This is a genomic window from Pseudobacillus sp. 179-B 2D1 NHS (genome assembly GCF_045370945.1).
In the GTDB taxonomy this organism is placed as follows: Bacteria; Bacillota; Bacilli; order Bacillales; family Domibacillaceae; genus Pseudobacillus.
In genome coordinates this window covers 134,621-157,149 of record NZ_JBIQDP010000010.1, presented here as the reverse complement: position 1 = coordinate 157,149, position 22,529 = coordinate 134,621, and the positions used below count along the sequence as shown (strand labels likewise).

Annotated in this window: 24 protein-coding genes; 16 read left to right on the top strand and 8 right to left on the bottom strand. The window is 42.0% G+C overall.

Going from position 1 to position 22,529, the window contains the following annotated elements; all coding sequences use genetic code 11:
- Positions 1-439: 439 nt before the first annotated feature.
- From cccB to ACH0BF_RS12235, 11 genes are all read left to right on the top strand, one after another.
- On the top strand, positions 440-778 hold the full coding sequence (gene cccB, locus ACH0BF_RS12285; RefSeq protein WP_120034782.1) for a cytochrome c551: 339 nt from the start codon (positions 440-442) through the stop codon (positions 776-778).
- 520 nt (positions 779-1,298) lie between these two features.
- The gene (gene ftsE, locus ACH0BF_RS12280; protein WP_406909422.1) at positions 1,299-1,985 is read left to right on the top strand and encodes a cell division ATP-binding protein FtsE; all 687 of its coding nucleotides are present in this window, start codon (positions 1,299-1,301) and stop codon (positions 1,983-1,985) included.
- Positions 1,975-2,859 (top strand): permease-like cell division protein FtsX, encoded by an 885-nt coding sequence (gene ftsX, locus ACH0BF_RS12275; RefSeq protein WP_120034778.1) that lies wholly within the window; start codon positions 1,975-1,977, stop codon positions 2,857-2,859. Before ftsE ends, ftsX begins: the two co-directional genes overlap by 11 nt.
- A 74-nt stretch (positions 2,860-2,933) precedes the next feature.
- The gene (locus tag ACH0BF_RS12270) at positions 2,934-4,274 is read left to right on the top strand and encodes a murein hydrolase activator EnvC family protein (RefSeq protein WP_340852307.1); all 1,341 of its coding nucleotides are present in this window, start codon (positions 2,934-2,936) and stop codon (positions 4,272-4,274) included.
- 153 nt (positions 4,275-4,427) lie between these two features.
- On the top strand, positions 4,428-4,532 hold the full coding sequence (locus tag ACH0BF_RS12265) for a YjcZ family sporulation protein (RefSeq protein WP_120034774.1): 105 nt from the start codon (positions 4,428-4,430) through the stop codon (positions 4,530-4,532).
- A 181-nt stretch (positions 4,533-4,713) separates the two neighbouring features.
- Positions 4,714-5,298: a hypothetical protein gene (locus tag ACH0BF_RS12260; RefSeq protein ID WP_340852309.1), complete on the top strand. Its 585-nt coding sequence runs from the start codon at positions 4,714-4,716 to the stop codon at positions 5,296-5,298.
- The gene (locus ACH0BF_RS12255; RefSeq protein ID WP_340852310.1) at positions 5,291-5,872 is read left to right on the top strand and encodes a peroxiredoxin family protein; all 582 of its coding nucleotides are present in this window, start codon (positions 5,291-5,293) and stop codon (positions 5,870-5,872) included. The genes ACH0BF_RS12260 and ACH0BF_RS12255 overlap by 8 nt, the downstream gene beginning before the upstream one ends.
- A gap of 285 nt (positions 5,873-6,157) precedes the next feature.
- Positions 6,158-7,306 (top strand): trans-sulfuration enzyme family protein, encoded by a 1,149-nt coding sequence (locus ACH0BF_RS12250; protein WP_340852312.1) that lies wholly within the window; start codon positions 6,158-6,160, stop codon positions 7,304-7,306.
- 157 nt (positions 7,307-7,463) lie between these two features.
- On the top strand, positions 7,464-8,909 hold the full coding sequence (locus tag ACH0BF_RS12245; RefSeq protein WP_182917158.1) for a S41 family peptidase: 1,446 nt from the start codon (positions 7,464-7,466) through the stop codon (positions 8,907-8,909).
- Between the two features lie 159 nt (positions 8,910-9,068).
- Positions 9,069-10,250 (top strand): PDZ domain-containing protein, encoded by a 1,182-nt coding sequence (locus ACH0BF_RS12240; RefSeq protein ID WP_340852313.1) that lies wholly within the window; start codon positions 9,069-9,071, stop codon positions 10,248-10,250.
- A gap of 120 nt (positions 10,251-10,370) precedes the next feature.
- Entirely contained in the window at positions 10,371-10,916 is a 546-nt protein-coding gene (locus ACH0BF_RS12235; protein WP_340852315.1) for a TVP38/TMEM64 family protein, read from the top strand.
- A gap of 128 nt (positions 10,917-11,044) precedes the next feature.
- On the opposite strand, the gene ACH0BF_RS12230 is transcribed toward ACH0BF_RS12235, so the two are convergent.
- The 5 genes from ACH0BF_RS12230 to ACH0BF_RS12210 form a co-directional block, all read right to left on the bottom strand.
- On the bottom strand, positions 11,045-11,665 hold the full coding sequence (locus ACH0BF_RS12230; protein WP_120034761.1) for a DUF2238 domain-containing protein: 621 nt from the start codon (positions 11,663-11,665) through the stop codon (positions 11,045-11,047).
- A gap of 229 nt (positions 11,666-11,894) precedes the next feature.
- Complete coding sequence (locus ACH0BF_RS12225) at positions 11,895-12,110, bottom strand: hypothetical protein (protein ID WP_120034759.1); 216 nt, start codon at positions 12,108-12,110, stop codon at positions 11,895-11,897.
- Positions 12,111-12,307: 197 nt separating this feature from the next.
- Positions 12,308-13,075 carry a sulfite exporter TauE/SafE family protein gene (locus tag ACH0BF_RS12220; RefSeq protein WP_120034757.1) on the bottom strand — a complete coding sequence of 256 codons (768 nt, stop codon included), beginning with the start codon at positions 13,073-13,075 and terminating at the stop codon, positions 12,308-12,310.
- A 243-nt stretch (positions 13,076-13,318) separates the two neighbouring features.
- A complete protein-coding gene (locus tag ACH0BF_RS12215; RefSeq protein ID WP_120034755.1) occupies positions 13,319-13,603 on the bottom strand; it encodes a hypothetical protein in 285 nt (94 codons plus the stop codon).
- Positions 13,604-13,617: 14 nt separating this feature from the next.
- Positions 13,618-14,841 carry an MFS transporter gene (locus tag ACH0BF_RS12210; RefSeq protein ID WP_340856331.1) on the bottom strand — a complete coding sequence of 408 codons (1,224 nt, stop codon included), beginning with the start codon at positions 14,839-14,841 and terminating at the stop codon, positions 13,618-13,620.
- 191 nt (positions 14,842-15,032) lie between these two features.
- Here ACH0BF_RS12210 and ACH0BF_RS12205 point away from each other — a divergent pair, with 191 nt between their 5' ends.
- The 5 genes from ACH0BF_RS12205 to cysC are packed head-to-tail and all read left to right on the top strand — an operon-like array spanning position 15,033 to position 18,863.
- On the top strand, positions 15,033-15,803 hold the full coding sequence (locus tag ACH0BF_RS12205; protein ID WP_120034753.1) for a phosphosulfolactate synthase: 771 nt from the start codon (positions 15,033-15,035) through the stop codon (positions 15,801-15,803).
- Complete coding sequence (locus ACH0BF_RS12200; protein WP_406909421.1) at positions 15,785-16,318, top strand: histidine phosphatase family protein; 534 nt, start codon at positions 15,785-15,787, stop codon at positions 16,316-16,318. Before ACH0BF_RS12205 ends, ACH0BF_RS12200 begins: the two co-directional genes overlap by 19 nt.
- 32 nt (positions 16,319-16,350) lie before the next feature.
- Complete coding sequence (locus ACH0BF_RS12195) at positions 16,351-17,061, top strand: phosphoadenylyl-sulfate reductase (protein WP_120034749.1); 711 nt, start codon at positions 16,351-16,353, stop codon at positions 17,059-17,061.
- Positions 17,062-17,102: 41 nt separating this feature from the next.
- Positions 17,103-18,251, top strand: coding sequence for a sulfate adenylyltransferase (gene sat / locus ACH0BF_RS12190; RefSeq protein WP_340852320.1), 1,149 nt, complete (start codon positions 17,103-17,105; stop codon positions 18,249-18,251).
- Positions 18,252-18,263: 12 nt separating this feature from the next.
- Positions 18,264-18,863 (top strand): adenylyl-sulfate kinase, encoded by a 600-nt coding sequence (cysC, locus tag ACH0BF_RS12185; protein WP_120034745.1) that lies wholly within the window; start codon positions 18,264-18,266, stop codon positions 18,861-18,863.
- A 14-nt stretch (positions 18,864-18,877) separates the two neighbouring features.
- Here the strand turns inward: cysC and ACH0BF_RS12180 are convergent, their stop codons facing one another.
- The 3 genes from ACH0BF_RS12180 to ACH0BF_RS12170 form a co-directional block, all read right to left on the bottom strand.
- The gene (locus ACH0BF_RS12180; RefSeq protein WP_120034743.1) at positions 18,878-19,495 is read right to left on the bottom strand and encodes a YitT family protein; all 618 of its coding nucleotides are present in this window, start codon (positions 19,493-19,495) and stop codon (positions 18,878-18,880) included.
- 228 nt (positions 19,496-19,723) lie between these two features.
- The gene (locus ACH0BF_RS12175; protein WP_340852322.1) at positions 19,724-21,730 is read right to left on the bottom strand and encodes an ABC transporter permease; all 2,007 of its coding nucleotides are present in this window, start codon (positions 21,728-21,730) and stop codon (positions 19,724-19,726) included.
- A complete protein-coding gene (locus ACH0BF_RS12170) occupies positions 21,720-22,487 on the bottom strand; it encodes an ABC transporter ATP-binding protein (protein WP_120034739.1) in 768 nt (255 codons plus the stop codon). The genes ACH0BF_RS12175 and ACH0BF_RS12170 overlap by 11 nt, the downstream gene beginning before the upstream one ends.
- Between the last annotated feature and the right edge of the window lie 42 nt (positions 22,488-22,529).

Here is a 22,529-nt window from a genome sequence, read left to right as displayed (position 1 = left end):
CCAGCCACCGGTCAAATATCGGCAGCTGGCTGCTTAAAGGTGTTTTGATCCCTGTCTCAAAAATAGGGGTCAGTCCCGATCCCATATCAGTAAAGGGCTTTTTGAATCTCTTTCAAGCATAGGCTTCCAGCCTTAAAAAGGTTTAAAGAGACTAAAAACGGTTATCATAATAACTATATGCAGCTGGTTGGATACATAAAATTTGCTCCTATGCAGCAAAATAAATTCAATGCCAGATGGAGGAATACCGAGCAGCTTTCACTTGTGTAAACAGCCGGATGAATAAAGTTCAAAAAGTGTATACAATTGTCAAAAGTGATTGATCTGGCTGGATTGGCCGTTGCTTTTGTTCACCTTGCAGTGCTCGGCCTTGTTTCAAATTATAGCGGCTTTGGTATACTTAACATGCATTGTTTATTTTTTCCTAGGAGGAGAGAACATGGAATTTAAAAAATCATTAATGGCTTTGTTAATCGGTTCATCCGTAGCGCTTGCGGCATGCGGCGGCGGGAATGACAAATCAAACGAAGACAATAACGGCGGCGGGAAAGAAACAGCTAGCGCAGAAGGAGAGCAAGTGTACAAGCAGAACTGCCTTAGCTGTCACGGAGAAAACCTGGAAGGGCAAGTTGGACCGGCGTTAGACAAAATAGGAAGCAAGTATAGCAAGGACGAAATTTTAAATATCATTAAAAACGGTAAAGGGCAGATGCCTCCGAATGTTGTTCAAGGGGCCGATGCTGAAGCAGTCGCTGATTGGTTAGCTACAAAGAAATAAGTCAAAACAAGAATGTAGCCGTGTGCTGCATTCTTTTTAGAATGCCGGCGGTTTAGCACAACTGCTGCCAGATGGATGGCAAATAATTATTTTACGCTTTAAAAATTTTACTCGTAGGGAAGTAAAAGGAAAGGTGCCATGCCGTCTCGGCAAGCGAGCCATAGAGAAAGCAAGCCTCTTCAACAGGCTGTAAGAATGCAGTAGTATATACTACTGCATTCTTTATTTTTTCCCTTCTCATTTCCTCTCCTGTTAATCGACAAAATATTTTTGCTTGCTTGTTACAAAATATTTCATTTTTTTCACCTTGTGTATCAGCGAGTTTATGCAAAAAAAGCGATCATTTCTTTGAAAGCGCTATAAAAACCATCGGATATATTACGATATGAAACGAAAATGTAATTAAATTAACCATTAATAAGGGTTTAATCAGTGATATAATGAATCTGGATTTGAGGAGAAAAAGCTGAATTTTTTCAGCTTTTTCTTTTATAACTGACAAAAGATGACAGGTGATTCGATGATAGAAATGAAGGACGTGACAAAGAAATACCCGAATGGGGTCCTCGCTTTGCGAAACATTGACATTTCCATTAAACAAGGGGAATTTGTTTACGTTGTTGGGCCAAGTGGAGCAGGCAAATCAACTTTTATAAAGCTGATGTATAGGGAAGAAAAACCGACAGGCGGCCGTATTATCGTAAACGGAGTAAACTTGTCGACGTTAAAAGATAGATCTGTTCCATTGATTCGCCGGCAAATCGGTGTAGTATTTCAAGATTTCAAACTGCTGCCGACTCTTACAGTATATGAAAATGTGGCGTTTGCAATGGAAGTAATTGAAGAAAGTCCAGTTATTATTAAAAAACGGGTCATGGAAGTGCTGGATCTTGTTGGGTTGAAAAACAAAGCAAGAATGCTTCCAGAAGAATTATCTGGCGGAGAGCAGCAGCGTGTATCGATTGCTCGCTCTATTGTTAATCAGCCAAAGGTCGTTATTGCAGATGAACCAACAGGGAACCTTGATCCGGATACCGCATGGGATATTATGGACATATTTGAAAAAATTAATGCTCGGGGTACCACACTAGTGATGGCTACTCATAATAAGGAAATCGTGAATACGATCCGCCGCCGGGTAGTTGCGATTGAAGGCGGTCGAATCGTTCGAGATGAGCAGCGGGGGGATTACGGTTATGAAATCTAGAACATTCCGCCGCCACTTCAGAGAAAGCTTTAAAAATCTAAGCCGCAACGGGTGGATGACATTTGCGGCTGTTTCAGCTGTGACGGTAACTTTGTTATTAGTTGGAGTTTTTCTTACTGTTTTACTAAATTTAAACAAAGCCGCAACCGATATAGAAAATGATGTCGAAGTACGTGTGCTAATTAAACTGGATGCTACGGAAGCAGAGCAGCAAGAGCTGAAAGAGCAATTGCTCGATCTGCCTGAAGTAGCCAAGGTTACTTATTCTCCAAAAGAGAAAGAATTGCAGAATTTAATAAAGGATATGGGTGAGGACTTTGCTCTGTTTAAGCAAAACAATCCGCTTTATGACGTGTTCGTGGTGAAAACAAAGCATCCTACAGATACACCAAAAGCAGCGAAGAAAATTAAAAAGCTGGATTATACAGAGGATGCTGTTTACGGCGAGAAAAAAGTCGAAAGGCTGTTTAGCTTTTTAAAGACGAGCCGCAACGTTGGACTAGTTCTTAGTTTAGGCTTGCTGTTTACAGCTATGTTCCTTATTTCCAATACGATTAAAATGACTATTTTTGCTAGGCGAAAAGAAATTGAGATTATGAGATTAGTTGGGGCCACTAACTGGTTTATCCGCTGGCCGTTCTTATTAGAAGGGCTTTGGCTTGGACTGCTCGGTTCATTGCTGCCGGTTGCTGCGGTCGTGATCGGTTATTCCTATGTAGTCAAGGCAATCACCACTCATATGCAAGGCCACTTCATTCAGCCGCTCGCCTATTATCCATTTGCATGGCAAATCAGCGGAATTATTTTGCTAATTGGAGCATTTATCGGCATGTGGGGAAGCTTTATGGCTGTTCGCCGATTTTTGAAAGTGTAATCAACGATCATTTTATCTGGCTAATAGATAGGTAAACTGGAGATTTTCAGGGGAACAGAGAGGAGAATTGGAGTTTGAAGAAACGTATAGGACTTACAGTTGCTTTAACGGCATCTCTTGGCTTTGGGGGCACATTAGGAATGACAAAAGAAGCGTTTGCTTCCAAGTTATCCGACCTGGAGAGCCGCCAGCATCAAATTGAAAACAAACAATCAGATATCAAACAAAATATTAACGAGAAAAGCAAGAAAATTAACGAACTGCAAAGCAAGCAGGCAAAGCTCTCTTCAGAAATTGAACAGTTGGATCAGTCTATTACTAAAGCAGAAAAGCAAATCCGCGAAAAGCAAGCAGCAGTTGCGGAGACAAAGAAGGAAATAAAGAAGCTTCGAAAAGAAATAGAGGACTTGAAAAAGCGCATTGCTGAGAGAAATCTCGTTCTGCAAGATCGGGCCCGTTCTTTGCAACAAAGCGGCGGATCAGCAAGCTATATTGATGTGCTGCTTGGTTCAGAAAGCTTTACTGATTTTATTAATCGAGCCAGCGCTGTGACTACATTAGTAAATGCTGATAAAGATATTTTGCAGGAACAAGAGGCAGATAAAAATAAATTAGAAAAAAGCGAGCAGCAGCTAAAAACTAAATTAGCTAACTTAGAAAGCATGCTTGCTGATTTAAAAGAATTGAAAGCCGGCCTGGATAAGAAAAAAGCAGCAAAAGACAAAGTTATGCAGCAGCTTGCCAGTGAAGAAGATCACGCACACAATCAAAAACTAAGTTTAGAAGAAGAGCAGGAGTTGCTTTCTTCTCAAGAAAAAGCAATCAAAGCGGCTATTTCATCTGAACAATCCCGTCTTGCAAAGGAAGAACAAGCACGCAAGGAACAAGAAAAGCTTGCACGTGAAAGAGAGAAGCAAGCTGCAGAAAGTCAAAAGAGAAACAGCAGCAGTCGCCAGCCAGCAGCTCCTAAGGAAGAGTCCGTCTCAGCCGATCGTTCAAACGATACGCCAGCTGTTTCAGGCGGATCATTTATGCGCCCAGCTCAAGGGCATGTATCTTCTGGATTCGGGACAAGGAGCTTGGGAGACCATAAAGGTATCGACATTGCAAACAGCGCCAGCGTGCCGATTGTAGCGGCGGCGGACGGAGAAGTAATCCGTTCCTATTATTCAGCTTCCTATGGAAATTGCATCTTCATCTCTCACTCTATTAATGGGAAAGTGTTCACTACTGTTTATGCTCATATGTCAGAGCGTGTGGCCCAAGGCGGAAGCGTCTCAAAAGGGCAGGTTATTGGCTATATGGGTAATACAGGCCGTTCGTTTGGCCAGCATTTGCATTTTGAAATTCATGAAGGTCCTTGGACATTGTCTAAAGAAAATGCGGTTGATCCGCGTAAATATGTCAATTTTTAATAGAAAGCCATCCTTAAAAGCCTATATCAGGCATTCAAGGATGGCTTTTGTTTTTGCGGTTACTGGTCTAAAGCATCTATTCTGGGCGTTCGCCCGCGCAATCTTTCCCCTTTTGAATAGTCTGTAATTGTAAGTGAAGGGGAGGTGTAAAGTATGAGCGGTGGCGGATACGGATACGGAGGCGGCTTTGCTTTGATCGTTGTCTTGTTTATCCTCTTGATTATTGTTGGGGCAGCTTACATTGGCTGGGGTTACTAATAAATAAAAGAGGAGAAGAGGGCTGATCTATTAGGGCAGCCCTCTTTTGCTTATAATAAAAGAAGATGGACGGAGAAGGTATTTTTGTGTAGGCTTATACCTATGATAGTATATAAAAGAAATAGCCGTTTTTTAAAGAGAATACAAAAGCAATATTTTTGAGTAAAGGAATACAATAAAAATGAACTGGTTTACAATAGGCTCTTTGACTGTCCCGGCAGCCCAGCTGGCTATTCTAGCTGCTTTCATCATTGGCGCTTTAGTCATTTGGCTAAAAAAAGACAAGGTTTTTTTGGAACTTTATGTGAATGCTGTCTTTTTATTTGTTGCTGTGTGGAAGGTAAGTGTGCTTTTGTTCAGCTTTATGCTTGTAGTAAAGTCACCTTTGTCGCTGGTGTATTTTAATGGCGGCTGGAAAGGCATTTGGCTCGGCCTGATCGCTGTATGCATCTATCTGCTGTGGAAGACCCCTGCGGAAAAGCGGCCGCAAATTATTTGGACGTGGATGATAGTGATAATTTCTTTTGAATGGATGCTGTCCTTATTAAGAGGACAAGCTGGCTTGTTGGCATGGATTCAGCTTGCGGGAGGTGTAGCCCAGCTAGCTGTTCCTCTTAGACAAGCAGCCGGCACCATCTGGTTATTTACGTTATGGCAGTTGTTGTTTGAATCGCTCACTGCTGATTTATTCTCCCTGCATAGCTTGTTCTATATAGGGGCAGCGCTGTTCTTTACTTTCATTGTCAGGAGGGATCCGATTGAATAAAAAATGGTTTGGCATTTTGCTGCTCGTTTTACTAGCTGGAATTGCAGCAGTAAATGTAGTAAAAGATAAAAAGGAAATCACAAAAATTGAAAATCCCGGTATGGAAGTGGCTGATCAGGAAGCTGTTTCAGGAATGGCTTCTGGTATTGGCCTGGGCGATCAAGCGCCAGACTTTACTCTCCAAACATTAGATGGGAAAAAAGTGTCTTTGTCGGACTACCGGGGCAAGAAAGTAATGTTAAACTTTTGGGCCACCTGGTGCCCGCCTTGTAAAGCAGAGATGCCTCATATGCAAAGCTTTTACAAAAAAGAAGCAGAGAAAAGTAACATGGAAATTTTAGCAGTAAACTTAACAAGCGAGGATAGAGGAAAAGCAGCGGTTGTTGAATTTGCCAAACAATATGACTTAACTTTTCCGATCCTTCTTGATAAAGAAGGAACAATTGGGCCGCAATATCAGGTAGCTACAATCCCAACCACGTATGTTCTTAACACAGACGGGACCATTCATCAAAAAATTATTGGTCCAATGGATGAACAAATGATGAAAAAACTTGTTAGCGAGCTGAAATAGTGAATGTTTGTATGTGGATAGAGACAAGCAATAGTTTTTGCCAAGAGGTACTACCGATGCTTGTCTCTTTTATCCGCTAAATAATCATGCCTTCACACTTAAGACCTTTCTTTGCCTGTCGCTAAGCCTATCTGTTTTCTCCTGAACATTATATATTGAATATTCCGGATAAGCAGGTGTACAGTATGTATATAAAGGAATGAGCATGAATAGCCGGGAAAAGATTATCTGAAGCAACCAACAGCTCCTTAATAGGTGAGTTGGCAATGGAAGGAAGATGGGAACATGAAGGATCAGTCATTTAGAACGAAAGCCGTACACAGCGGATTATCAAAAACAGGGGATATTAAAAGTAAATCTACCCCTATTTATCAGACGTCCGTTTTTTCGTTTAATAGTTTAGAAGAGTTAGAAGGGTATTTTGAGGGCGAAACTCCCTATTTATACACGAGAAATGGCAACCCGAATACGGATGAGCTCGCGAAAGCAGTGGCAGCACTGGAAGGAGCTCCGGAGGGAGTAGCGGCTTCCTCAGGCCTTGGGGCTATTCTTGCGGGAATTTTGGCTGCGGCTCAAAGCGGAGATCATGTCGTGGCGGCGAGCGACCTTTATGGCGGTACTTATCATTTAATTAAGGAAGAGCTGCAGGCGTTTGGCATTGCTGCCTCATTTGTCGATTTTAGCGATCATCAGGCAGTTGAAGCAGCTATTCAGCCGAACACAAAGCTGTTGTACTCAGAAACAATTTCCAATCCTTTCTTGCGGGTAGAAAACATAGAGAAGCTGACGGAAATAGCTAAAAAGCATGGTCTTTCTGTGATGATGGATAATACATTTGCTACGCCTTATTTGCTGCAGCCGTTTGCACAAGGTGTGGATCTAGTCGTTCACAGTGCGACCAAGTACATCGGCGGGCATAGCGACGTTACAGCCGGAGTGCTGGTCGGCAGCAAGGAGCTCATTGAAAAGAGCCGAAGCCGGATCGTTAACATGGGAATGAATCTAAGTCCATTTGAATCGTGGCTTGCTTACCGCGGATTAAAAACATTAGCGATTCGCATGGAATGTCAGACGAAAAATGCCCAGGAGCTCGCTGATTTTCTTCAAGCGCACAGGGGAGTCAAAAAAACATATTACCCTAAATATGTGTCAGAGCAAGGTAACGGGGCTATGGTTAGCATTGAATTAAATGAAGGGGTGGATATGAATCGCTTTTTCTCCTCACTCGGATGGATTAAGATTGTTCCTTCTCTTGCAGGGGTTGAAACGACTGTTTCATATCCGCTTGGCACTTCTCACCGCTCGTTAACAGAAGACGAAAAAAGTGCCCTTGGCATTAATGAGCGGGTTGTTCGTATTTCTGTTGGCATTGAAGAACCAGCTGATATTATTAATCAGATCGAACAGGCCATTCATACAGCATTCGTGCGTTAATATTACAATAGGCAGCTCCTTGGCAAAAGGGCTGCCTATTTTTTCAAAGAGCTATTCATAACTTGTCCATTCCTTTCATAAAGTGGGAGAAAGGGCTGTCCGTGCGGTAGTGAGCCGGGCGGCTTTTTTAGCTTTCCAAATTGGAGGGGGCGGAATGGTGAAAAGAAAATGGGTGGCGGTGCTGACGGTGTCTTCTTTTATAATAGGGGCCGGAGGAATGTATGGGGGGCTGACAGTGATGGATGAAGAAGAGAATACGGCCCAGCCACCGCAGACAGCACCGGAACAAACGAATCTGCCGGACGAGCTTCATAAAGTGCAGACCGTATATGAAGTGATTGCCAATCAATATGTGGAAAAGGTGAACCGGACCGAGCTTGTAGAAGGAGCAATTGATGGAATGGTTAGTTCTTTAAAGGATCCCTATTCCGTATATATGGATGCTGAAACGGCCAAACAATTCGAAGAGTCGTTGGACTCCTCTTTTGAAGGCATCGGTGCGGAGATCACTGTTGTAGAGGGAAAACTGACTATTGTTGCTCCATTTAAAGATTCGCCGGCAGAAAAAGCCGGATTAAAGCCGAAGGACCAGATTGTTACAATTAATGGAAAAACGGTAGATGGACTGACGATTTATGAAGCGACGAAGAAAATTCGCGGCAAAAAAGGAACGACGGTGACAATGGGAATTATCCGTCCAGGCATGACGAAACCGCTTGATGTTAAAGTAAAGCGAGATAATATTCCGATTGAAACTGTCTTTGCAAAGGTAAAGGGAAAACAAGGAAAACGGATTGGCGTTATTGAAATGACTTCATTTTCTGAAGAAACGGCAAAAGATTTTAAATCAGAACTAAAGAAGATGGAGAAAAAAGAACTGGATGGCCTCATCATCGATGTGCGTGGGAATCCAGGCGGCTTCTTGACCAGCGTAGAGGAAATCTTGAAAGAGCTTGTGACAGAGAATAAACCGTATATGCAGATTGAAGAAAAGTCAGGGCGCAAAGTACCTTATTTCTCAGAAACGAAAAAAGTGAAGCCTTATCCGATTGCTGTGCTTACAGATGAGGGAAGTGCGTCTGCCTCTGAAATATTGGCGGGAGCGCTGAAGGAAGCAGAGGGTTATCCTATCATCGGTGAAACAAGTTTTGGAAAGGGAACCGTTCAGCAGCCAGTGCCGCTTGGAGACGGCAGCAATTTGAAACTAACCACTCATAAATGGCTGACGCCAAACGGCAATTGGATTCACAAAAAAGGAATTCGTCCCGATATTGAAGTGAGACAGCCTGACTACTTTTATGCTCACCCACTTCAAGTGAGCCAGCCGCTCATTCGTGAAATGAACAATGATAATGTAAAGAGTGCCCAAATGATGCTTGCCGGTCTTGGATATGCACCTGGAAGAACAGACGGCTATTTTAGTGTCGAAACAGAGAAAGCGGTTCGTGCCCTGCAAGTACAGGCCGGAATGAAAGCGACCGGAAAGATTGATAAGAAAACAGCAAGTGAGCTCGAACAGAGATGGATAAAGGAAATGAAAGAGGAAAAGAATGACCTCCAGCTGCAGGCAGCCCTCTCGTATATAAAAAATTTAGATAAGTAATAAAATGACGAATGAACGGTTGCCTCAACGAAGGGGCAGCTGTTCTTTTTTGTAGTGAAATACTTCTTTCACAAATGAAACGTGATATATACTCACGCACGGTCACTTTTTTTGCTACAATATTGAGTAGAATGCAATTAACGTAAGGTGGGGAACGCCATGCTACAAGAATGGTTGTTGGGGCTCTTAGGCGGCTTCGGAAAGTTATTTATCCATCCAATTTTTTATTTTTCGTTCTTGCTTGCTTTTGTCGTCGGCATGTTCCGAGTGTCAAGAGAACGGAAAGACTTTCACACGCGAGTGTATGATATTTATCAGGAAGTTCGTTACATACTGCCCTCCAGCTTATTAATCGGGCTGCTTTTATCAATCGTGTCAATTGGTTTTGGACTTACGCTTCCGCTTGAACTGCTAAATTTCATTGCCGCTGTCACGATTATCTTAAGTGCAGGTGGTTTCCGGCTGCTGTCACCTGCATGGACAATTAGCCTCGCTTTGCTTATCTTTGCGGTGACGGAAAAAACAGGTTACTCATTTATTCCGCATGAAGGGTTTTCCTTTAGCAAAATATTGATGACGATGGCGATTGTTTTAGCGCTTCTATTCATTACAGAGGGATTGCTGATGCTAAAGCGAGGGTGGCAAGGAACGTCACCGCGACTTGTGGAGAGTCCGCGCGGATTAAAAGTAGGTGTTCAGTTTGCTCAGCGCCTATGGCTTGTGCCGGTATTCTTGGTGCTGCCAACCGGAGAGCTTACATCGCCATGGCCTTGGTGGCCGGTTATATCAATTGGCTCAGAGACATACTCATTTATTTGGTTTCCTTTTTTGGTCGGCTTTGCCCAGCTGATCAAAAGCACATTGCCGGAGCTCGCCGTAAAGGCGACTGGAAAAAATATTATTGCTGCGGGTGTAGTTACATTATTGTTGGCCATTGCCGCTTATTGGGTGCCGGTGCTGGCAGTTATTAGCGCCGTGTTTGCTTTTATAAGCCGCATTTGGATTTCTTGGCGTCATTATGCATACGAAAGAGATCGTCACTATTTCTTTACACCGCAGCCGAAAGGTGTCATGGTTCTTGGCATTTTGCCCTATACACCTGCAAAGAAAATGGATTTGAAGATTGGAGAAATTATTTACAAGGTAAATGGCACTGAAGTGAATACAGAAAGCGAATTTTATGAAGCGCTGCAAAAAAATGCTGCTTATTGCAAGCTGGAAGTAGTGGATGTAAACGGGCAAAACCGTTTTGCACAAGGCTCGCTTTACGAAGGACAACACTATGAGCTTGGTTTAATTTTAGTCGATGAAGAGAAGGAGTTTGCCGCAGAAGAAAATTAATCTGATCATTTTGGAGGCGTTCTGAATTTAGAGGCATGAAAGGGCCAATAAAGGACTTGCAGGCCAAGGTGAACAGTCGAGAAAAAAGTTAATGACATTTTGTAGAAAGGAATTGAAGGCATGGAGAATGAATTTATTCAAGGAATGCCGGATAATCCGATTTTAACATTTTTAGTCAGTATCCTCCTCAGCATGATAGTGGCAATCTCAGGCGTGCTCCCCAGCGCTTTTATAACGGGAGTAAACATTGCTGTTTTCGGTTTTAAAGCAGGACTGATTGTATCTATTATTGGAGAGGCAGCTGGAGCTGTAGTTAGTTTTCTCCTTTACCGTCAAGGAGTCAAAAAACTAGACAGGCCGTTGAAAAGCCGGCTTCTGAAGAAACTAAAGGATACAGGAGGTCTGGAAGCTGCCTCTCTGGTGATCCTATTAAGAATTGTACCTTTTATACCTTCTGGGGCCGTTACACTAACAGCTGCCTTTAGCAAAATGGGTTTACTTTCCTTCAGCGTAGTAAGCACTCTGGGGAAAATCCCCTCTTTGTTCATCGAAGCATATTCAGTAAAATGGACTCTGGGACTAACAGCCAACTGGCAGCTCATCATCCTTTTTTTTATTGTTTTGGGACTCGTTTTTTACGGTGTTTTGAAAAGAAAGCGTCATTAAATTGAATAGGAGGAAGAGGCTGAATGCTTCCTCTAAAACTAATCGGGTAAAGAGCACGGATTCACGGCACTGAAGGCTGTCCAAATCGGTGCTCTTTTGTTTGTATAAATAAAGTGTGTTGCGGTTGTTTACAGTTTATTTTTTAATAGCCGGTTATGCAATGCCGAAAGAAGGAGAAGGAAAAGGATGGAACCAATGAAGGTGAGTGCCATATCCCATTGCGCATCCCACATGTCTCCCTGCATGCCGAGAAAGCTTTTAGAGGTCTTTTTCCCTTTAGATATGAGAACAGATAGCCACTCAATAATTTCATACAGCGCCGAAATAGCAAGCGTCATACTTACGCTAATAACAGATAACCAAAAACCTTTGAAGAGCGGCGATGTCCGAATTAATATTTCTCTGATCACAATGACAGCCATTCCTTTTAAAAAGTGTCCAAACCGATCATAATGGTTTCTGCTTAAATCAAAATGGTCCTTGATCCAATTAAAGAGCGGAACATTTCCATAAGTGTAATGACCACCGATGAACATTGTTGCCGCTAAGATAGTAATGATGACATAAGAAAGGGTAGTAAAGCGAAATTTCTTATAGGTAATCAGTAAAATGATTAGTCCAGCCACAGCAGGAAGGGATTCCATTGTCCATGTTGGGAAATCCGCCGGCTTTATAACTGACCAGATAAGAACTGCAAGAATAATAAATAAGAGCGCCAGATGAACCTTATTGACTTTATTTTCTGCCATTTTTCCCTCCTGCTAAGAGACCTTCTGCCTTTAGTATTCAGAAAAATACGGTTTTCTATACAGTGTATTTAAGGGTGCTCATAACCGGACTGAGTTATCCAAGCAGCTCTGCTCAGAAAATAAAAAGCTCTTTTTGAACGCTTAACGTTCAAAAAGAGCTCCTAATACGAGGAAGGAAGCAGGATCTTAATGATCAGCCTCATTATGCACTTTGCTTTTTCAGGGAGAGTTACTGGTTATTCTGATTTTTGGCGTTTTGATTATTTGTCATACCAAGCACAGAGTTTGCCAATTGTTCAACCGACTGGTTATTGAAGGTGTTCGATACCGTTTGGGAAAGCTGTTGGAACGTTCCGTTTCTTATCCCTCTTGATATCCCGTAAATAGCAGCTCCGGCAGCTCCCACAGCTAGCAACGAGGTCATCATACCACCTTGATTGTTCATAACAACCCATCCTTCCTTTATTAGATTGTTCGAATCACGGCCTCCAAAAGCACGATGTTTTAGAGCCATGTTTAGTTTTATAAATTTGGCGGCAAATTATGCTGGTAACTATTTACCTGCGAGCCAGACATTTCGGTAAATAAAAAAGAGGAGGGGCGATGGGCCTGTTTCCCTCCTCAATGCATGTTTGTTATTTGTTAAACAATTAACTTGAAGCCGCTCATCAGAATAATGAGTGACATGATGGCTCTTAAAGGTTTAGCAGGGAATTTAGCTGACAAACTGCTTCCTAAAATTACACCCGGTATAGAACCGAGCAACAGATTGATCATTAATAAATAATCAACATTTCCTATTCCAGCGTGCATGATCCCTGCGGCAGTAACTAATAAAAAAGCATGGGCAATATCTGTTCCCACTAACTCTGAAGGACGCATTTTGTACAAATAAAGCATAGCTAAAGCGAACAATGAACCAGATCCTATTGATGTCAATCCTACAATGAATCCTAATATTGCTCCAATCGCGATCGTTAACCCTCTTTTTTCTTCAAGCGGCTTTACCTGGAAATAGTTTGATTCGAATTTATCCTTCATGAAGGTTTTAACGAGTGTAGTTAAAGCTACTAAGATAAGAACATATCCTAGGGCATGTTTGATAATTTCCTCTTGATTATTAAAGAAGGAATCAAACAGGTGAAGGAGTCCGACTGCACAGATCGCACTTGGAATACTGCCGATTGCCAGATATTTCACTAATTGCAGGTCAATGGTCTTTTGTTTCCAATGCTGAATAGAGCCGAAAAGCTTTGTGACGGAGTTGTATACAAGATCTGTTCCCACAGCGATGGAGGGACTAATTCCCATTAACACTAAAACAGGTGTTAACAAGGCGGCCCCTCCAACCCCTGTTAACCCAACCAGAAGACCAACAAGAAGCCCCATTACAATAATCCCCATGCTCATTAGACGCACACTCCCGTCTGCCTTTAATCAATATAAAAATAATTTTTATATCTCACTTTATGAAATGGCTGTGCGCCTTGCTACCAGGCATTTTAATAAGAAGAGTATAGAAAAGAGGAATAAGGAAGAATAATCCAAATAAAATAAGGGAGAGAGGGCAAAGGGGAAATATAAAAATTTTAATTGGGCGGTTCAATATTTAAGCCCAGCCGATTGTGGCTGGGCTTCCTAGTTGGAAGATTTTCAACTTTCTCCTTCTTTGCCGTTCAGATCTATTTTTTTGCAGCCCACATAGAGACAGGAAAGAACATCCAGATCTGGCTTGGCTTTTGTCAGTCCTTTTATATAAGGGGTAACCAAGTCTTTAAAATCTGCTCCTACTTCTTCTTCTTCCAATATTCCGTAAATGTATAACTTTTTCTCATCAAATAAAAAGGCTACATTTCCAACCGCTTTATTATTAGTGTCCACGACGTTTAGCACTTGAAATTGAGGAGTCATAACCTCAGGTGAAAAGTATATTTGCAATTTTACCTGCTCCTTTACGTAAATTGAAGTTTTTCGAACAGTGTATCGCTTTTTTCTTCAGACGGTTCTTTTTTGCTTACATGAATGAGCACAAGGCATAACAAAGCAGCAAGGAGTGTTAAGCCGGCAGTTGTTAGGAACATTCCGGTACGGGACCAGGCCATTAAGGCACCATAAACGGGTGGTCCAATCGCCACGCCCAAAAATCGAACAGAACCGTATAACGAAGTGACGAACCCCCTGCGATCAGAAGGAACGGAACCTGTAATAAAGCTGTTTATACAAGGCAGAACAAGTCCAGTGCCAATACTGCTAATGACGAGAACTGAAAAAAAAGGAATGAGGCGTTCAAAGAACACCAAAGCTGCAAAAGAGGCAGTCATCAATAGCAGTCCCAATATGATTAACCCCTTCATTAGCCGCATCCTTTTTCCAATCTTGCTCCCGGTTATATAGGAGGTGGTCGTCATAAACAACAAAGGAATAGCTAAAATGCCTCCTTTTAATACTCCGTCGATCTTGTGGTCTTTCTCCAGGATATCGGAGATGTAAAATAAGATACCAAATAAGGTGAATAAACAAATAGCACCTGTTAAGTAAGCGGCAAATAGCCAGCGTCCCTCAGTTTTAAAAACAGAGGCCAGTCCTTTTATATATTTGCCGACTGGAGGCGGCTCCTTTTTCGTTTTCTTTTCTTTAATAAAGAACATAGTTAACAGTATGGAGACTAGACAAAAAACCGGGAAAACAAAAAATGCTGCGTACCAAAAGAGCAGCGCTACGAGGGAACCGATAATCGGGCTAATAACCTTTCCGAATCCGTTGGAAGCTTCAACTAATCCTAATACTTTACTTTGTTCGCCTCCCTTAAATAAATCCCCTGTCAGTGCCATAGCGATTGGTGCAGTCCCGGCGGCCCCTATCCCCTGCATGACTCGTCCGGCAAGAATCCATGTATACGCATTAGAAAACCATGCCGCCGCAAATCCTGCCAAAAGCCCTCCGGCCCCGTATAGGATGAGAGCAGGAATGATGATGGCTTTTCGTGAAAACCGGTCGGACAAATATCCCAATACGGGAATTGACACAGCGGCGGCAATCGAAAACACAGAAATAATCAAACTTACCTTAAATTGAGTTATATCTAGTTCTGTTTTCATTTTTGGCAGAACTGGTATAAGCATTGAGTTTCCCAAGACAAGAATGAGCGGTATGGATCCGATCGCAAAAATTGTCATGCCTTTTCGTTTCTGCTTTGGCAATGATGTACACCCCTGACTGTTAAGAATATATGCTTTCCTATTGTTTGAAGGGGACCTCTCCTTTATACAGGGGAACGGTCTAATTTCTATGGGCAAAAGCCCATTATCTACACATTTACCCAGTTTTTGAATAGTCTATCTTAGAAAAATAGAGGAGGCCATTCCCTATGGAATTTTTAGACTTACCGAAGAGGACAACTGGAAAGAGAACTCACGGATTAACTTCGATTATTGATCTGGGGACCCCATTAGAAGAATTGAAGTACATTTTACATGATTACAGTTCCATTATTGACATTGCTAAAATGGGGTTCGGTTCTGCTTATGTAACACCAAATTTAAAGAAGAAGGTGGACCTTTATAAGCAATATGGCATTCGTCCTTATTTTGGAGGCACCTTATTTGAGAAATGCTATTACCAAAATAAGATTCCCGAATACTTGGCAAGCTTGCGCAATTTAGAAATTAACTGTATTGAAGTTTCAAGCGGAACGATAAATATTCCATTGCAAGAGCGCCTCGATCTTATTTCTCAAATAAAAAAAGAGTTCTGTGTAATTGCAGAAGTTGGCTCAAAAGATTCCAACCAGGAAATGGCCGTCTCCCAATGGAAGAATGAGATGAAGCAATTGCTTGAAGCGGGCTGCCAGTATGTAATTACTGAAGGAAGAGATTCTGGCACGGCTGGAATTTACGAGAAGAATGGCAACATTAAATGCAACTTGATTAATGAATTAGTCAAGGATATTGATAGCCGGAAAATTATTTTTGAAGCCCCTACTCCAAAAAACCAAATGTATTTTATTAAAGAAATTGGAGCAAATGTGAATTTAGGAAACGTAAAAATCCATGATGTATTAGTTCTGGAAGCTCAGCGATGCGGGCTAAGAAGCGAAACATTTTATTTGGAGGACAGTGAATGCAAATTACCTTTATAAGACATCTCCCAACAGATTGGAATAAAACACAAAGGTTACAGGGAAGAAGAGACATCGGAATTTCCCCCCTAGCGGAGCCTTTCCGGCAGGGTATTATCCGTAATAAGAAGCTTCTTAAAGAACTGTCGCCATTTGATATCGTATTGACCAGTACATTAAAGAGAACGCAGCAAACAGCACAACTCTATGGTTATTCGTTTGAGACGGAACCGTTGTTGGATGAATTAGATTTTGGTCCCTTTGAGGGGCTTCCAAAAGAAAAACTTTACGAAAAGCATCGTGAGCAGTGGATGGAACAGCCGAAAGAGTTAGTTTTAGGAGAAAGCATAAAGGACTTAGAAAACAGGATCATTTTATTTTTAAACAAATATAAGGAATGGGACAATGTATTGGTGTTCGGCCATGGGTCGTGGATGAGAGCCATTGTGTCTTATTTTCAATATGGTCATATAAACAATATGAATAAAATGACTGTAGAAAATAATGAATGCATCACATTGACGTTCCATTTCTAAAGGCAACGGGGAGAGAAACGGGGGAGTAGCTATTGGCTGACTTACTAACATACGAAAATTGGGATGAAAAGAAACTGAAAGATATCTTGGAAGCCCAATCTGACTATTTGGACGTGTTAAAATGGGCGTTTTGTGAATATAAAAACGACGTGGTATATGCGTGCAGCTTTGGAGCCGAGGGAATCGTCTTAATCGACTTGATTTCAAAGGTAAATAAGCAAGCGGAAATTATTTTTCTTGATACGGGGCTTCACTTTTCAGAGACCTATGAATTAATTGAAAAAGTGAAGGAGCGCTACCCTTCTCTGCAAATTAAGAAAGTGCGTCCCGCTATTACGTTGGAAGCCCAGGCTGAGCAGCACGGGAAAGAACTTTGGAAACGCGATCCGAACCTTTGCTGCTATCTAAGAAAAGTAGCCCCTCTTGAGGAGGCATTGAAGGGAGCAAAAGCATGGATTTCAGGTTTAAGGAGAGAACAATCTCCGACAAGAAGACATGTTCAGTACATCAATAAAGATGAAAAATTCCACAAGGTGAAAGTGTGCCCTCTAATTCATTGGACATGGGAGGACATTATGACATATCTCCATGTCAATAAGCTGCCCTACAACCCGCTCCATGACAAAGGATTTCCGAGTATTGGGTGCGCCCCATGCACTGAGCCAGTTTTGGGAAATGAAGAACTCCGGGCAGGCCGATGGGCAGGCCGTTCAAAATCTGAATGCGGGCTTCATCAAGATTAGCAAGAGTGGTATAAGCGACAACGACGCCAAGGGGGAAGAACATGGAGAAAAACACACCGCATGGCGGTAAGCTAATTAACCGAGTGGATTTGCTATTGTCCGCTGATTTATCACGTAGCTGCATAGAACTTGACACATTGGAGTTGAGCGATTTAGAGCTGATCGCTAATGGAGGCTATAGTCCCCTTCAAGGATTTATGGGGAAAGCAGATTATGATTGTGTTGTGCAAAACATGAGACTGGCGAATGGGTTGCCCTGGTCGTTGCCGATTACATTGGCGGTGGAGAAAGAGAAAGCAGAGAGAATTAAAAAGGGAGAAACCGTCAACCTTGCGTATGATGGAACCATCTATGGCGTCATGAACGTAGAGGAAATATTTTTCCCCGATAAAAAATTAGAAGCGGAAAAGGTCTATCAAACAGCAGACCTAAATCATCCAGGTGTAAGAAAGCTCTTTGCACGGCCGGAAATGTATGTGGCCGGGCCGATTACTCTTGTAAAGAGGCCTGAGAAAAGTAAATTCAGCCGCTATTATTTAGATCCTATCGATACGAGAAAAAAATTTAATGAATTGGGCTGGAAAACCATTGTTGGCTTCCAAACGCGTAACCCGGTGCATCGAGCCCATGAATACATTCAAAAAACAGCACTCGAAACGGTAGATGGGCTGTTCTTAAACCCACTCGTCGGTGAAACGAAAGCAGATGACATTCCAAGTGAAATACGCATGGAAAGCTACGAAGTATTGCTGAAGAATTATTATCCGAAAGACCGGGTGTTTTTATCTGTTTTCCCAGCTGCTATGCGCTATGCCGGACCGAGAGAGGCTATTTTTCATGCCATCGTCCGAAAAAACTTTGGTTGTACACATTTTATTGTAGGCAGGGATCACGCGGGAGTAGGAAGCTACTATGGAACGTATGATGCCCAGAAAATCTTTAGTCATTTTGAAGAAGGGGAGCTGGGGATTAAAACGTTATTTTTTGAACATAGCTTTTATTGTAAACAGTGTGCAAATATGGCTTCCAAAAAAACATGTCCTCACGAGCAGAAAGAGCACATCATTTTGTCGGGTACGGCTGTTAGACAAATGTTAAAGGATGGAGTGCATCCGCCAGAGGAATTCAGCCGGCCGGAAGTAGTGGACATTCTTATCAAGGGAATGAAAAAAGCATATACAAAAATATAAAGGATGTAGAATATGGGAACAGCTGATAATATCACTTGGCATCATACAGCCATTACAAAGGAAAATCGCCATCTTTTGAATGGGCATAAAAGTTGTGTGTTATGGTTCACTGGATTATCAGGATCTGGAAAATCCACCTTGGCAAATGCGGTAGATGAAGCGTTGTTTCAACAGCAATGCAGAAGTTATGTTTTGGACGGGGATAACATCCGTCACGGCCTAAATAAGGATCTCAGCTTTCAAGAAGAAGATCGGAGAGAGAACATCCGCAGAATAGGAGAAGTGGCTAAATTATTTGTTGACAGCGGCCAAATTGTTTCTTCTGCCTTTATCTCTCCTTTCCGTGAAGACCGGCAGCTAGTAAGAGAGATGTTTAAACCAGAGGAGTTTATTGAGGTTTTCGTGAATTGCCCCATCCAGGTGTGCGAAGAGCGGGACCCAAAAGGTTTATATAAAAAAGCGAGAAAAGGCATGATCCCAGAGTTTACTGGAATCACATCCCCTTATCAAGTTCCCTATCATCCTGAAATCGTTATCGAGACCGATCAAATGACGATTGAACAATCTGTTGAAAAGATAGTTGCTTACTTAACCGCGAAGAAGATCCTGTAACCAGGATCTTCTGTTTATTTTCTCCTCCAATTAGGGGAGAGAACATTGACCTTTTGAAATCTAAATTCATAAATATAATCGATAAGGCTCGTGGAGAGAAACTGGCAAACAACAGCGTAAATAACAATTTTATAATCAATAATGAGAGAGGTTAGTAAAAAGATAAAAAGGTTAATTCCCATCATCACTTTTCCAGGGCTCCAGTTTTTATAGGAGGCAATCATCAATGCCGGGATGACCATTCCCCCGCTGGAAGCGCCAACTCGAATTAAGATCCCGACTCCGATACCGAAAAAGATGCTTCCTGCTAACATATCGAAAAAAATATGTACATGCATATGAGGAATTTGATAAGTCAGAATGCTAATAGTCGTAGAGGTAGCCGCAACGGAAGTGATTGTCCGAAATGTCCAGGTGAAGCCGAAGTAATTTAGGGCAAAGAGCAGAAAGGCAGCATTTGCCAGCCATAAGGAAAAGCCGAGAGGCAAGTGAAACCAATGATTCATCAGGAGGGCTAAGCCTGCCGCTCCGCCAGAGGGGATGGAGTGTGGAAATAAAAATAAAGACATGGCCATTCCTTGCAAGAACGCTCCAATGAGCAGATAGAAATAGGTTAGCAGGAGTCTCCTCATAACTATTTGAACAGATCCTTCAAATTGATCTTTATATCCTCCATATTTATTCCCCCTTAAAGACTGTCTCTCCTTGTCCATTTTATGAGGGAAACACGAGAATATGTGTGATTTTGATGGAGGTTACTTATTAAAATAAGCCTGAGCAATAGGGAGAACAAAGTCTGGTTGCAAGTAAAGCGCCTAAATTAGAGGAAAGCTTAATTCACTCCAACTTAGGCGCAATATTTATCGTACGATTCTTTTGTATCCGGAATAAGTAGCCAGGAAATAGCCGCCGTACACAGTAATGATAATCAGTCCGGTCAACAGGGAAGGGAGCAGTACATTCCCGCCGCCCGCTACCATGATGGCTTTGTTCACAACTTGCACACCAAAGACAGAGTGGAAGATTGCCAAGGAAAGAGGCATCATGAAATAAATAAAAATTTGTCTGAAGATGGCTTTGTTGATTCCTCTTTTTGTTACGCCGATTTTCTTTAAAACGGTGTACCTTTCCACGTTATCACTTGCTTCTGACAGCTGCTGCAAAGCGAGTACGGCAGCGCTGGAAATCAAGAAGACAATGCCAAGATAGATCCCGATGAACACGGTAATAGCTGATGTGCCAGTGTATGATTCGTAAACCATTGATTTCGTTGCTCCTCCTAAAACGAAGCCATACTCCTTTTGGGAAGGTCCTGTCATAAAGGGATAAAGTAATTTGTACAACGCTTCATCCTTTGCTTTTTGACCGCCCTTGTACTGGATATTAACAATGGAGTTGGCCGGTTTCATATGAGCAACTGCTGCATCCGGTACGACCGCTGTTAAGTATTCCATCCCTTTGAAATCGGTTGAAGGGGAAAAGTTGACGACTTTACCGGCAATTCGGTATGTTTGGCCGTTCAGCTTTATAGTCTTATGTTCTTTCGTAAATCGTTTGAAAGTATCTTTAAAAGTACCAGCGCTAGAGACAAGCAGAATTTCATCCTTTTTAGGCGCTGCTGGCTCTTTTCCTTGCATTTTTGCAATGGCTTTATAATCAGATCGGGTGATAGCCATTACATAAACATCATCGAATTTTTTCTGAATAAGCTGTTCTGTACTTTTATCCTTGTACGGAAGCAGCAGCGGCTTTAGCATTTGGTCGGTCTGATAGCGGTTAAAGCGGTACGTCTTTCCGTAAGCATCCAGGTCCAGTTCGAGCTGCTTCTCTGCTTCACGGATGTCTTTTGCTTTGCCTTCTTCCTGTATAAGGAGGCTTAAGCTGGCGTCAAAAGGTGTAGACGTATCCAGGTCTTTATTCATGGCATCTTTCAAGCTGAAGCCGGTGGAAAGGACACCGATTGTAAAAAACAGCATTAAACAAATAATTGTCATCGATAAAAACGTCGTATTTACTTTGCTGTTGATTTGTCGCAGCACAAAGATGTTAATATCGTTGAAGTAAATCTTCTTTGACTGCTGGATGATGTTCAGGGCGAACCCGGACAGTGACATGAAAAACAGCAGAGTTCCAAAGGCTCCAAGGCCAACACACGTCCAAACGATTTTCATGCTTTCCATTAATCCGTACTTAAGCATGACTCCATAAGAAACAGCTAAAATAATGAGCGATAAAATAAACAAGGCAACAGAGACGGAGGTTTTTCGCACCTTTAGCTGCTCATTCTTTTTGGCTGCTGTTAATAAATCAATCAGTTTGTATCTTGAAACAACGATACTGTTAAAAAGCATCACTAATAAATAAATAATCCCAAAGTAAAGAATGGTTTTTACCATGGCATCATTGGAAAAGACAAATGTATAGCCCGTAAAATCAACATTAAACAATGAAGCAGCCAAAAGTGAGAGGCCTTGAGAAATAAATACCCCGGCCGCCAAACCAGCTGCTAATGAAAGAATGCCGACAGCGAGTGTTTCGGTAACGAGAAGCTGGGAAATTTTATACTTCCCCATCCCAAGTGTCATATATAAACCGAGTTCCTTCTTCCGCCGCTTGATCAGGAAGTTATTAGCAAAGATGATAAGAAAGCCAAGAACAGCAGAAACAAAAACTGAAATAAAGGAAAGAAGTTGCTTGAGCCTATTTATCATTTCTGACTGGCTGGCAGACAGGTCTTGCATGGCTTCTTGATCAGCTATCGAGTTAAAGCTGTAAAAAATACAAACGGCAAAGGTCAAGGTCAGAAAGTAAATGAAATAATCTTTAAAGCTGCGTTTCACATTGCGCATAGATAGCTTAAAAAACATTGTTCGTGTCGCCTCCCAAAAGAGTCACCACTTCGATAATGCGGTTAAAAAATTCCTTTCGCGAATCTCCGCCCCTTATTAGTTCGTTAAAGACTTTGCCGTCTTTAATAAATAAAATGCGTTTCGCATAGCTGGCGGTGAATGCATCATGGGTGACCATTAAGATCGTTGCCTTCATTTCGTCATTCAGCTTCTCAAACGCATCGAGCAGCAGCCTGGAGGATTTTGAGTCCAGCGCTCCCGTAGGCTCATCTGCCAAAATGATGGAAGGATTTGTTACGATAGCTCTGGCGGAAGCGACACGCTGCTTCTGGCCGCCGGACATTTGATAAGGAAATTTATTTAATACGGAGCTGATCTCTAATTTTGATGCTGCTTCCTCCACTGTTTGCGCAATTTCTTTTGGATTGCGTCCTTGAATGGTTAACGCAATCGCAATATTTTCAAAGCCCGTTAGTGTATCGAGCAGGTTAAAGTCTTGAAAGATAAAGCCAAGTTCATCGCGCCGGAATTTCTCAAGTTTTCCGCCTTTCAATTTAGTAATATCAGTACCGTTAATCTGAATATGGCCTGTTGTGACATGATCTATCGTGGAAATGCAGTTCAATAGGGTCGTTTTTCCGCTTCCGGATGGTCCCATGATGCCAACAAATTCTCCTTTTTCCACCGTAAAACTAATATTGTCAATGGCTTTCGTTACATTGCCTTTATTGCCAAAATATTTTTCAATCTGTTCTACTTTTAATACGGAATTCAATTTTGCCACGCTCCTTTATCTGGTACGTTCAGTGTACCGCTG